Source organism: Bacillus sp. AFS029533 (assembly GCF_002585125.1).
In the GTDB taxonomy this organism is placed as follows: domain Bacteria; phylum Bacillota; class Bacilli; order Bacillales; family Bacillaceae_G; genus Gottfriedia; species Gottfriedia luciferensis_B.
This window is the reverse complement of sequence record NZ_NUQC01000006.1, coordinates 60568-73890: the sequence shown is the minus strand read 5'-3', so window position 1 is coordinate 73890 and position 13323 is coordinate 60568. Positions and strand designations below refer to the sequence as shown.

Below are 13323 nucleotides of genomic sequence, written 5' to 3'. Positions count from 1 at the left end.
AACAAATCATATGCTCATGATAAAGAAAACTCTTCGACTGACGAGCCTTCACCTTCGAGTACAAATCCTTGCTGCCAATTTATACTCACCTTAATGAGAAATAAAGAAAGCTTGCATTAACACCATCTGGTATTAAAACAAGCTTCGAATGGCGCTAATGCCTTTATTTAATAAATAGGTAGAGATATTATAGTTTGCTGCAATTTTCTTTTGTGATACACGATTTACTTCATTTTCAACAAGATAATGTGTAGCAGCTAATAAAACCTCTTCACTTACAGGTAATTCTTTATATTTTACTGTAAGTTCACAAATAGCGAAAAACCATAATTGAAGATGATTACGTAGTATTATATAATCTTCTTCCCAAGTTGTCTGTACTTTCTTTGCGCCGTTAATCGCAATATTCAATGACGGATGAGGCTCTAGATAACACATATTATTTAGTAGAACTTGTTCTAATTGTTCATCGAGACCAATATTTTCTAATGGATTCAAATCTTGAAGGATTGAACTAAATTTTTGTTCATAATAATATTCCTTCATAAAATAGATTAATCCCCATCTCTCACTATTCGAATTGGAGTGTTTTGCTTGGTATTCTGTTTCAACCATTAATTGTTCAATTTCATTTGATGAATGCTTTTTTTCAGCCCATGGAGTCAATTCCTCATGATCATCAAATTCACTTGTCATTTCAAAATTCCAAATACGTTCCGCCGTTTCAATTCTTCCAGATTGATATGCTGCATCACAGAACATATAATAAAACTGTATTTCACGATCTGGTCGTTCCATGTACAGTAAATTAAATAACTTATAAGCTTCTTCATACTTCTTGAACTGATAGAAAAGTACGCCAAGCTTGTGGCGGTGCTCTTCAGAAATTGGAACAATATTTGATAAGCCTTCAAGATATTGTAGAGCAATTTCTTGTTCGTTTAATATTCTTTTTAACATTGTTAAATGAATTAAAGCTGATAAATTACCTGGATTTTGTTCTAAAACATATTGTAATACTCTTTCAGCTTCTTCAGGATTTCCTAAATGAAGCTCTACTAAAGCTAAGTTATTATAAGCTGGCCAAAATTCTTGATACTTATCAACAATATTAAGTAAAGTTGTTTTAGCAGATTTCCAATCATGATTTGCCAAATAGCTTGTAACTCGCTCTTGAAGTACTAATAAATCATCATTAATACTTAAATCATCATCTTCTTCACTATGAATAATATCTAAATAGTCTTCTAGTTCTTCTAATTGCTCTTCATCCGTGCCAATTTCTAAATACTTTTGAGCATACAAATTGGCTTTTTGGAATAATCCTAATTCAAAAAATGCAAATGCTAATAAATAATATACATCCTCATTTGTTGGATATTTATCTAAAATATATTCTAAAATAGTTATTGTAGTTTGATATTGATGTAATGATAAAAGTTTTCTAGAAATATCTATAAGAACTGTTTGATTTTCTTCATTTTCAGCAGCTTTTTTCAAATAATAAATCGCTTGCTCAGAATCGTTACTATTATAAGCTTTCATCCCTTTTTCGTAGAAATAATCTTTCGGTAACGAGAACGAAACGACATTATGAAGTTGATTTGTTTGATTCCCCAAATTTTCAGACATTCGATCCTCCAGTTTTTCAAGCTTATCACAGTATATCACATAAAAAGAGGAAATAGTCGCCGTCCAAATTATAAGAATTTTAAACGAACGTACAATTTCCACATTATCTAAATAAGTTGTCAAAGTATTATTTTAACCGAAACAAAAAATATTGAAAACCACTTTTTTTAAGAGTTTAAATAGTAGTTTCAGATTGAGGTAATGAAATAATAACCATAGGATTACCTCCAACAAATGCACCAGCTGGAACGTCCTTGTTGACAAGTGTTGCAGCTGAAACTTTCGCACCATCACCTATTGTGACCCCCGGCAGAACTGTCGTGTTTGCACCAACTAACACATTATTACCAATAATGACTTCTCCTAATCGATATTCATTAATTAAATATTCATGCGCCAAGATTGTTGTATTATAGCCGATAATCGAATTCCTACCAACTGAGATTAATTCTGGAAACATTAAATCAGGCGTTACTTTAAACGCAAAGGATGTATACTCTCCTACTTTCATTCCAATGAGATTCCGATACAACCAGTTTTTCAATCTAAAGAAAGGGATATAACGGGCTATTTCAATGACAATAGTATTTCGAAATGTTTTCCAAAATGAAACAGTCTTGTACACTTGCCAAAGTGAATTTTCACCTTCAATTAGGTACCGTTTCGTTTTCCTCAATTCTCATCAATCCCTAAAATTGGTAAGAGATCACTCATCTTTTCAAGCATATAATCAGGTTTAAAAGTAGCTAAAAATTCTCTTCCTTTTAGTGACCAAGCAACCCCTGCTGTTTTCGTTCCAGCATTTTGACCACCTTCAATATCATGGTAATTATCGCCAACCATTATACTCTCTTCAGGAATAGAATTTAATTTTTTAAGAGCTAATTGAATAGGTTCTGGATGTGGCTTTGCATTTTGTACGTCATCTATTGTGATAACAATATCAAAGAATTGCTTTAATCGACTAAAACTTAAACCCATTTCAACAACATTTCGTGCCTTTGTTGTTACAATCCCTATTTTATAGCCTAATTTGTGTAAAGTTTCGATCGTTTCATAAACCGTTTCATATTCCTCAACAAACTCATCATGCATCTTCATGTTAAAACGACGATATTCCGAGATGAACTCTTCAACTCTTTCTTCATCTACCGTAGAGAATGATTCAGTTAAAGTTGGCCCCATAAAGGGTATAACATGTTCACGTTTATATTGTTCAGGATAATATTTATTCAAAGTATGCAAGAATGAAGCAATAATTAATTCATTTGTATTGATTAAAGTACCATCTAAATCAAAAAGTATCGTATTTATTTTCATAAGATTTCCTTTCTATTTCATTTCAGCTTTTAAACTAGATTCTGTTTTTCTACCAACTCTACCTACAATTCTTGCTACGATACAAGTAACAACTAATGCGACAAAAAAACGAATTAAAAATAAGTATAAAACTGGAATCCCTAAAGGAATAAAGAGAAGTGTATCTTCTACTACAGCATGGCATGCTACTAAAAATAAGAAAACGAGGTATAAATCTCGTTTCGAAACACCATCTTCTTTAACAGCTTGAATCATAACACCTGCTCCAAAAGCTAATCCAAAAAACAATCCCGCAGCTAATGTAACTCCAGCTTTTGCTTCAACACCGATTAATTTAGTAAATGGAGATAATGCTTTCGTTATATAATTCATCCACCCAAAATCTTTTGCAATTTGAATAACTAGCATTAAGGGGAAAACAATTTTAATAAGATTAAAAATACCCATTAATGACGAAATGATAGCATTATAAACGATATCCCATCCCGACTGGTTAACGCTTTCTGCAACAGCAATGCCTTTATGAACAATTTCTGTTCCACCAGACCAAAAGAAATGGATACAAATAGCAGAAATAATTGCAAATCCAATCCTTACTAAAACAACAAAGGATGCTCGAACTCCTACAGCAGTAGCTACTGTCGTTTCAACAAATAGATTATGAGAAAAACTTAACATAACTGCTAGGATTAATGCCTCCTTAACAGTTAAATCCATCGGTAGCATTGCTCCAAGGGCCGCATATAAATTTAAAACATTTCCTAAAACTAATACTAATGCTGCATCTCCCTTTAAACCGATAAAACTCATTAATGGTTCAAGAATATTCACAAACCAGTCCATTAGTGCAGTTTCTTTAATAATCGTTAAAATGAAAGAAATAGGGAAAATTATTTTCCCTATTTTCCAAGAAGTTTGTAAACCAACTAGTAACCCTCTCTTTAAAGTTTCCAACGTGCTCCCCACTCCTGTTTTTACAAACTTATGCGTCTAAATAACGCTCCTTCGATAATCCTTTAACTCTTCGATAAACAAGAATGAAAATAGATAATATGATAATGACGACTGATATAAATTGAGCCATTCTAATTGTACTTGTTAACATTAAACTATCTGTTCTTAGTCCTTCAATAAAGAAACGACCAACAGAATACCAAATTAAATAAGTTAAAAACATTTCACCACGTCTTAGATTCACTCTTCTTAAAATTAGTAAGAAGATAATCCCTAATAAACTCCATAATGATTCATATAAAAATGTTGGATGATAATACGTTCCATCAATATACATTTGATTAATGATCCAAGTAGGTAAATGAAGACTTTCTAAAAATGATCTAGTTACTGGACCACCATGAGCCTCTTGGTTCATGAAGTTTCCCCAACGTCCAAGCATTTGGCCTACTAAAATACTTGGTGCTGCGATATCGGCAAGCTTCCAAAATGAAATGCCTCTTTTCTTTGCAAAGAAATAACTAGCTATAAATGCTCCAATTAAACCACCGTGAATAGCTAATCCACCATGCCAAATGGCCGGTATTTCACTAACATGCTTAGAATAGTAGCTCCACTCAAAGAGTACATAATAAATTCTAGCCCCTATAATCGCAGAAGGTAGAGCTACTAAAATAAGATCCAAAAATGTATCATCAGGTATTCCACGTCGTTTACTTTCACGAATTGCTAACCATAAACCTAATACAACACCTAATCCGATCAATACCCCATACCATTTTATTGAAAGAGGACCTAAGTGTAAAAATACTTTATCTAATGGCTGAATATTTGACTCCATTCCAATTTCCCCACTTTTCCATTAAATTAAATCACTAACATTATTACCGCCTTGAATTACTTTTTCTAAACGATCTGCAAATTGCTGAGCTGCATTTACACCCATATTTTTCAAACGGAAATTCATCGCTGCTACTTCAATAATAACAGCTAAATTTCGACCAGGTCGAACAGGCAATGTGATTTTCGAGATATCAGTATCTAATATTTTAAGTTTTTCATCGTCTAAACCAACTCGATCGTAAACCTTTTGGGAGTCCCAAGTCTCCAAATCAATGTTCAACGTAATACGCTTGTAATTACGTACAGATCCTGCTCCAAAAAGAGTCATTACATTGATAATTCCTAATCCACGAATTTCCAATAAATGCTCAATTAATTCTGGCGATGAACCAATTAGCGTATCCTCATCCGTTTGACGAATCTCTACAGAATCATCTGCTACCAATCTATGACCACGTTTTACTAACTCTAGGGCCGTTTCACTTTTACCAACTCCACTTTTTCCAGTAATTAATACACCGACACCGTAAATATCAACTAGTACACCATGTAACGCTGTAGTTGGAGCAAGTTTAGCCTCTAAATAACTCGTAAGTCTACTATACGCTTTAGTTGTCTTACTGTTTGATAGTAAAATAGGTACGCCAGTTTCTTCCCCAGCTTCAATTAATTCGGGTGGAATGTCTAAACCTCGCGTCACGATAATACAAGGCGTATCATCTGCACAAAGCTTTCTTAATCGACCGTGTTTTTCTTCGTCAGTTAAGTTATGATAAAAAGTTAATTCTGTTTTCCCTAATATTTGTACTCGATCAGATGGATAGTATGTAAAAAATCCTGCCACCTCTATACCTGGACGAGATAAATCAGTCGTGTTAATCGAACGATTCAAACCTGCACTTCCACTAATGACCTCTAATTTAAAATACTCAACTAAATTCTTTGTACGTAATTTAGCCATACAAGCCTCCTAAGGATTAATAATTATGTATTATCTCTCATATTGTACCATTTTTAAACTTTGTGGGAAAATGTCGACAAGTCACTAACCGCGCTAGAACGATTAAAAATCATTAATGTAAATGTGAATTTATCACGATATTTAGTAATTTCAATAGCTTTAGCATTTAATGATACCAAGTTATATAACAACAGAGTTCACATAATGTTCAAAAATCCCATTAATCTAAAAAACAAAAAAAAGAGACTCTCAAAAGTACTTTAACTTAAGAGACTCCTCTTTTTCTACCGTTGACTATTCTTTTTTTTATCCTTTGAACCAAATACAAAATATTGAATTAACATACTGAATGTACTAATTAGAATCGATGCAATAATAGCTGTTCCAAAACCATTTACTCTTAAGGCATCTCCTAATAAATAATCAGTAATTTCAAGCGTAAATGCATTAATAATAAACAGGAATAATCCCATTGTAAAAATGGTTACAGGTAAAGTTATTAATATTAAGATTGGGCGGATAATTGTATTTAAGATCGATAACACCAACGCAGCAATGATAGCCGTTGGAATATTTTTCACATAAAAATCTGGTTGCAGAAATCCTGCTACTACAATAAAAACTAAGCTATTAATAGCTAATGAAAATAACCATCTCATTTATTTCACGTCACCCTCTTCTGGTACAACAAATATCCATATTAAATATACAAATAGTAGTGCTCCAAATCCTACGAAGAATAATATAACAAACAGTAAACGGATCAATGTACTGTCCAAATTAAAATACTTACCTAACCCACCACATACACCCGCAAGCATAGAATCTTTAGAAGATCGATATAGTTTTTTCACAAAAATCTCCTCTCTATCGATACGCCCTCATTTTTTTATCATTACTAATTTTTTTATTTTCATTATTTATTCTATGTTAAAACATTAAAGAAATGTGGACTACTTTTCAAGTAAAAGGAACTATGAATGACACTAAGTCCTAAATACAAACAATTATATACTTTGACCGTTTCAACACTCTGACATAGAAAAAGAAGAATAGTTGATTTCCGTTCCAGATTACTCGCTATCCAGCTAATTTAACTGGAGTTGAGCACTCTTTTCGTTCTAATCAACTACTCTACCTCATCAATATTTTCAATAACTATAACTTATTAAAAAAGAGATTTTTTTAAGATTCCATCAATGCCAATCTTTTTTCCATTCTAGCTTTGTCACGTTCTAATACAGCTTTTAAATACTTACCAGTATGGGACGCTTCGACTTTACATAGCTTCTCTGGTGTACCGGTTGCTACAATCGTACCACCTTTGTCTCCACCTTCTGGTCCTAAATCAATTAGATGGTCGGCCGCTTTAATGACATCTAGATTATGTTCAATTACAAGTACAGTATCTCCATTATCTACTAGTCTTTGTAATACAACTAATAATCGTGCAATATCATCAACATGAAGTCCTGTAGTAGGTTCATCTAAAATATATAACGTTCTTCCATTCGTACGTTTATGAAGCTCGGAAGCAAGTTTTACACGTTGTGCTTCTCCGCCAGATAAAGTCGTAGCAGGTTGACCTAATGTAATATATCCTAAACCTACATCATTTAACGTTTGAAGTTTACGTTTAATCTTAGGAATATTTTCAAAGAATGAAACTGCATCCTCAACTGTCATATCTAAAACTTCAGAGATCGATTTATCTTTATACTTAACTTCTAAAGTTTCTCGATTATATCGTTTACCATGACAAACCTCACATGGTACGTAAACATCAGGTAAGAAATGCATTTCAATTTTAATGATTCCATCGCCTCGACATGCTTCACATCTACCGCCTTTAACGTTGAAGCTAAAACGACCTTTCTTATAACCGCGAACCTTTGACTCATTCGTAGCGGCATATACATCTCGAATATCATCAAATACACCAGTGTAGGTAGCCGGATTTGAACGAGGAGTACGACCAATTGGTGATTGATCAATATCAATAACCTTCTCCAATTGTTCAATCCCTTTTATTTCTTTATGCTCCCCTGGACGTACTTTCGATCCATTTAATTTTTGAGCTAATGATTTATATAAAATCTCATTAATTAATGTACTTTTCCCTGATCCTGATACACCTGTTACTGCAACGAACGTACCTAATGGGAATGAAGTTGAGACATTTTTTAAATTATTTTCTTTTGCTCCAACAATTTTAATTTCACGTCCATCGCCTTTTCTACGTTCAAGCGGTACAGGAATAAACTTCTCACCTGATAAGTACTTCCCTGTTAATGAATTTTGATCATTCATTACTTCACTTGGTGTTCCTTGTGAAATGACCTGTCCACCGTGAATACCAGCTCCCGGTCCGATATCAATTAAATAATCTGCTGCTAGCATCGTATCTTCATCATGTTCTACAACTATTAATGTATTTCCGATGTCTCTCATATTTAACAATGTTGAGATTAAACGATCATTATCACGTTGGTGTAATCCAATTGATGGCTCATCCAAAATATATAATACACCAGTTAGTCTTGAACCAATTTGAGTCGCCAAACGAATCCTTTGAGCTTCTCCACCAGATAATGTACCTGCAGCTCGGTTCAATGTTAAATAATCTAAACCTACATTTACTAAAAAGCCTAAACGCTCTCTAATTTCTCGAAGGATTAGATTTGCAATTTTTTCTTGTTTTGGCGTTAAATCAAGCGATCCAAAGAAATCAAATGCTTCTTTAACTGACATTTTTGTTACTTCACCGACATGCAAGCCACCAATAAAAACAGCAAGTGCCTCTTTTCTTAGACGATGCCCTTTACAAGTTGGACAATGTTGTTGAGCCATATATTTTTCCATTTGCTCACGAATAAAATCTGAAGATGTTTCTTTAAAACGTCTTTCTACATTCGAAATAACACCTTCAAATTCAATCATTGCTTCACGTACATGACCTTGCTCGTTATCATATTTAAAATAGATTTGTTCGCCATTACTACCATAAAGAATTTTATCTTGCAGATCTTTTGGTATGTCTTTAAATGGAATATTCATATCAATGCCGTAATGATTACAAACACTCTCTAGTAATTGAGGATAATACATTGAGCTAATTGATTCCCACGGTGCTATAGCATTTTCTTTAAGAGTTAATTCATCATTTGGGATAACTAAGTTTAAATCCACTTCTAATTTCGTTCCTAATCCATCACATGAATGACAAGCTCCAAACGGGCTGTTAAACGAAAACATACGTGGTTCTAATTCCCCAATTGAAAATCCACACAGAGGACATGCATGATGTTCACTAAAAAGTAATTCTTCTTCACCTATAACATCAATGATCACTCGACCTTCTCCTAGTTTTAATGCTGTTTCAAGAGAATCAGCTAATCGAGATGCTACACCATCTTTTACAACAATACGGTCAATTACAACTTCGATTGAATGCTTCTTATTTTTCTCTAATTCTATTTCATCAGATACATCAAATAGCTCACCATCAACACGAACGCGAACGAACCCTTGTTTTTTAATTTCTTCAAATACTTTGACATGTGTCCCTTTACGACCAGATACCACTGGAGCAAGCACTTGAATTTTTGTTCGTTCAGGGTACTCCATTACACGATCTACCATTTGTTCGACTGTTTGAGAAGTAATTTCAATACCGTGATTTGGACAAATCGGAGTCCCAATTCGAGCATATAAAAGTCTTAAATAGTCGTAAATCTCTGTTACAGTACCAACTGTCGAACGAGGATTTCGGCTAGTCGTTTTTTGATCAATTGAAATCGCCGGTGAAAGTCCTTCGATTGAATCTACATCAGGTTTATCCATTTGACCTAAAAATTGACGAGCATACGCAGATAGTGATTCTACATATCTGCGTTGACCTTCTGCATAAATCGTATCAAATGCTAGAGATGACTTACCTGATCCAGATAAACCTGTCACAACTACTAATTGATTACGAGGAATCGTAACATCGATATTTTTTAAGTTATGCGCTCTGGCCCCTTTAATAATTATTTCATTCATACTTTTCAAGTTCTTCACCTCTCAGACTTCAATTCTAATATCAAGTCACGAAGTTCTGTTGCTCGTTCAAAATCAAGCGCCTTCGCTGCGTCCTTCATTTCCATTTCAATTGATTGAATAAATAAATGACGTTCTTTTTTGTTCATCTTCTTATATTTAGCACTAATGCCGTTTTCATAAACTTCTTCTTCTTCAGCAACAGAAGTAGCTCGAATAACATCACGTACTTGCTTAATAATTGTTTTAGGTGTGATTCCATGTTTTATGTTATATTCTTCCTGAATCTCACGACGACGTTTTGTTTCATTAATAGCAATATTCATCGAATTCGTCATTTTATCAGCATACATAATAACATGACCATTTGAATTCCTTGCAGCTCGACCAATTGTTTGGATTAATGAACGTTCAGATCGTAAAAATCCTTCTTTATCTGCATCTAAAATTACAACTAATGAAACTTCAGGAATATCGATCCCTTCACGTAAAAGGTTAATACCAATTAAAACGTCATATTTACCTAAACGAAGATCACGAATAATTTCAATTCGTTCAAGCGTTTTTATTTCAGAATGTAAATAGTTAACCTTAATACCGATTTCTTTCAAATAATCCGTTAAATCTTCAGACATTTTCTTCGTTAATGTAGTAATTAGTACTCTCTCATTTTTAGCAATGCGATTACGAACTTCATCAATCAAATCGTCAATTTGACCTTCAATTGGACGAACATCTATCGTCGGATCTAGTAGACCTGTTGGACGAATAATTTGCTCTACTTTCTCAGGACACAACTCTAGCTCATATGGCCCAGGTGTCGCAGTTACGTAAATAGTTTGTTGAACCTTTTCCACAAACTCTGCAAACTTTAAAGGTCGATTATCCAATGCTGAAGGCAGACGGAATCCATGATCTACTAATACTTGCTTTCGAGCTTGGTCACCGTTAAACATTCCTCGGATTTGCGGAACTGTAACATGTGACTCGTCAATTACCATTAAGAAATCTTCTGGAAAATAGTCTAATAATGTATAAGGCGTAGAACCTGGTGGTCTCAGCGTCAGATGACGGGAATAGTTTTCAATTCCTGAACAAAACCCCATCTCGTTCATCATTTCCAAATCATATCTAGTTCGCTGCTCAAGCCTTTGTGCTTCTAGTAACTTACCGTTATCTCTCATTTCCTTTAATCGTTCTTCTAACTCAACTTCAATATTTTTAATGGCAATTTTCATCTTTTCTTCACGTGTAACGAAGTGGGAAGCCGGGAAAATTGCAACATGTTCACGGTCACCTAAAATTTCACCTGTTAAAGCATCCACTTCTCTAATTCGCTCAATTTCATCACCAAAAAATTCCACACGAATACAGTGCTCATCACGTGATGCCGGGAATATTTCAACAACATCTCCACGAACTCGGAATGTACCACGTGAGAAGTCAATATCATTACGCGCATACTGAATATCTACTAGTTTATGTAATAGTTCATCTCTACTAATTTCCATTCCAATACGAAGAGAACAAACTAATTCACGATATTCTTCAGGAGAACCTAAACCGTAAATACAAGACACACTCGCTACAATAATGACATCCTTACGTTCAAAAAGGGAGGAAGTCGCAGAGTGACGTAATTTATCAATTTCATCATTAATACTTGAATCTTTTTCAATATAAGTATCCGTTTGAGGTACATAAGCTTCTGGCTGAAAATAATCATAGTAACTAACGAAATACTCAACTGCATTATTAGGAAAGAACTCTTTTAATTCACTATATAATTGCCCTGCTAATGTTTTATTGTGAGCAAATACTAATGTTGGTTTTCCTACTTCTTTAATTACATTTGAAATGGTAAACGTTTTTCCCGTACCTGTAGCACCTAATAAAACTTGATGCTCTTTACCATTTTTAACCCCATCAACAAGCTGCTTAATCGCATTTGGTTGATCGCCTTGAGGTGAATAATTAGAAACTACCTCGAATTCCTGCTCCATCTTCCCCGCCTCCATTTCCAAAACATACCTATCCTTCTATTTTACCACAAAATTTCAAAAATCAATCAAAAACAGAACAAACGTACTTTAAAATTTAATTATCTTTACATATTATCGATGTTTATGGACGAATTCAAGTAATTAAACTAGAACGTATATTCTTTTAGTAAACAAGAAAGTAGTAAAGCAAAGAAAAAAGAACAGGAATAAAGAAATAAGAAGGAGTAGGAAAAGATTTATAAGTTTATAAAATCTTTTCCTATAACCAATCTCTTATCTTTTTCCTGCCCTACTTATTCAACCTGAAAATCATATACTTGTAATTTCTTTAATGCTTTACTAGATTTTCCTTTAAAATTCTTCACTTCAATCTTGCCTTCGAAAACACTTTGTCCATTTGTTAAATCAACAATAATGAAATCTTTACTGATTTCCCCTGGATTTTCAATATTCGTAATTGCATATAGTTTTCCATCAATGATTTTATAATTTGAAAGATTATTACCATTAATTTTAGAAGCAAGTACTGGTACACCTTCAACTTTTTTATTGTTAAGGTTATACTTTAATACTGAAAGATCTTTATCACCGTTCGTTATAAAATACAAGTTATCTTTATCAATGATTACATTACTTTGCTTCAATTGTTCTTTTTGTTCATTCGATAAATTTAAAGGTTCTTCTTTATCAGTTTCTAAATTAAATACGAATACTTCATTACTAATTTCTTCAGTTGTTGTTTCTCCATTCGTTTGAACCGTATCCTTTAGTTTTGCCTTTTTGTAAACACTGAATTTAGAAGGAATAGTTTGATCTGATTCTGATATCGTATTTTGTAATTCAGTATGAGTCTGTGTTTTTTGGTCATTGGATGATTTATTAATCACTTTACGATCAACAATTTTCTTTTGGTTTACATTAATTCGATACATAACTAGTTCAGTTTGCTCGACATTCACATCAGGATTTGTATTATTATCTGTCATTTTATTTTGATAAGTAGTGACAACTAAATCTTTACCGATTAATTGTACATCCTCTACATTTATATATGAGTAGTTTTCTTCACCTGGGATATCTATTTTAAATTTATAACGGTCTTTATTTTGAAGATCGAGACCATCTATATACATTTTAAAATGATTATTTTGATGCTCATACGTACCATCAAGTTTTCCACCTTTTACCTCGGCGTGCCATGCAAAATCTTTATCGATATAAAATTGAGAAGAAGAAATTTTTCCGCGCATAAAGTTTCTTTCTTTCTTTTTTAAATCATTTAATTTTTTTAAGGCATAGTATTCACTATCAAGTTCACTAAGAATTGAATTATTGTCTTTATATTCACTTCCGTCAGTTGTGATACTTAAACTTCTAGCACCTTCTTGACCATATCCAGCGCTAATCGTTAAATCTTTAACGTATTTTGTATCTCCATTTTCAGTCTTTAAGTAAAATTTAGGCAACTTGCTTTCTGACATAGCTACTTTCGTAAAAAACGTACCTAAACTGATTGTCGTGACAACGGCTATTACTGCCAAATTACGATATCGCTTCATTCTAAACTCC

11 protein-coding genes are annotated in these 13323 nt (G+C 33.3%); all 11 read right to left on the bottom strand.

What is annotated here, in order from left to right; translation table 11 throughout:
• Window positions 1–132: 132 nt before the first annotated feature.
• Window positions 133–1632 carry a tetratricopeptide repeat protein gene (locus tag COE53_RS03445; RefSeq protein WP_098947471.1) on the bottom strand — a complete coding sequence of 500 codons (1500 nt, stop codon included), beginning with the start codon at window positions 1630–1632 and terminating at the stop codon, window positions 133–135.
• Between the two features lie 175 nt (window positions 1633–1807).
• Window positions 1808–2308 carry an acyltransferase gene (locus tag COE53_RS03440; RefSeq protein WP_069034930.1) on the bottom strand — a complete coding sequence of 167 codons (501 nt, stop codon included), beginning with the start codon at window positions 2306–2308 and terminating at the stop codon, window positions 1808–1810.
• Entirely contained in the window at window positions 2305–2952 is a 648-nt protein-coding gene (ppaX, locus tag COE53_RS03435; protein ID WP_025568728.1) for a pyrophosphatase PpaX, read from the bottom strand. Before ppaX ends, COE53_RS03440 begins: the two co-directional genes overlap by 4 nt.
• Window positions 2953–2964: 12 nt before the next feature.
• The gene (locus tag COE53_RS03430) at window positions 2965–3906 is read right to left on the bottom strand and encodes a nucleoside recognition domain-containing protein (protein WP_025568730.1); all 942 of its coding nucleotides are present in this window, start codon (window positions 3904–3906) and stop codon (window positions 2965–2967) included.
• 28 nt (window positions 3907–3934) lie between these two features.
• Window positions 3935–4747, bottom strand: a complete 813-nt coding sequence (gene lgt, locus COE53_RS03425; protein ID WP_025568731.1) for a prolipoprotein diacylglyceryl transferase — start codon at window positions 4745–4747, stop codon at window positions 3935–3937.
• Window positions 4748–4768: 21 nt separating this feature from the next.
• Window positions 4769–5710 (bottom strand): HPr(Ser) kinase/phosphatase, encoded by a 942-nt coding sequence (gene hprK / locus COE53_RS03420; protein WP_069034931.1) that lies wholly within the window; start codon window positions 5708–5710, stop codon window positions 4769–4771.
• A 284-nt stretch (window positions 5711–5994) separates the two neighbouring features.
• On the bottom strand, window positions 5995–6369 hold the full coding sequence (locus COE53_RS03415; protein WP_025568733.1) for a phage holin family protein: 375 nt from the start codon (window positions 6367–6369) through the stop codon (window positions 5995–5997).
• Complete coding sequence (locus tag COE53_RS03410; RefSeq protein ID WP_025568734.1) at window positions 6370–6564, bottom strand: PspC domain-containing protein; 195 nt, start codon at window positions 6562–6564, stop codon at window positions 6370–6372.
• A 331-nt stretch (window positions 6565–6895) separates the two neighbouring features.
• Window positions 6896–9754 carry an excinuclease ABC subunit UvrA gene (uvrA, locus tag COE53_RS03405; protein ID WP_029715322.1) on the bottom strand — a complete coding sequence of 953 codons (2859 nt, stop codon included), beginning with the start codon at window positions 9752–9754 and terminating at the stop codon, window positions 6896–6898.
• 14 nt (window positions 9755–9768) lie between these two features.
• On the bottom strand, window positions 9769–11754 hold the full coding sequence (gene uvrB, locus COE53_RS03400; protein ID WP_025568737.1) for an excinuclease ABC subunit UvrB: 1986 nt from the start codon (window positions 11752–11754) through the stop codon (window positions 9769–9771).
• A gap of 293 nt (window positions 11755–12047) precedes the next feature.
• A complete protein-coding gene (locus tag COE53_RS03395; protein ID WP_098947470.1) occupies window positions 12048–13313 on the bottom strand; it encodes a hypothetical protein in 1266 nt (421 codons plus the stop codon).
• Between the last annotated feature and the right edge of the window lie 10 nt (window positions 13314–13323).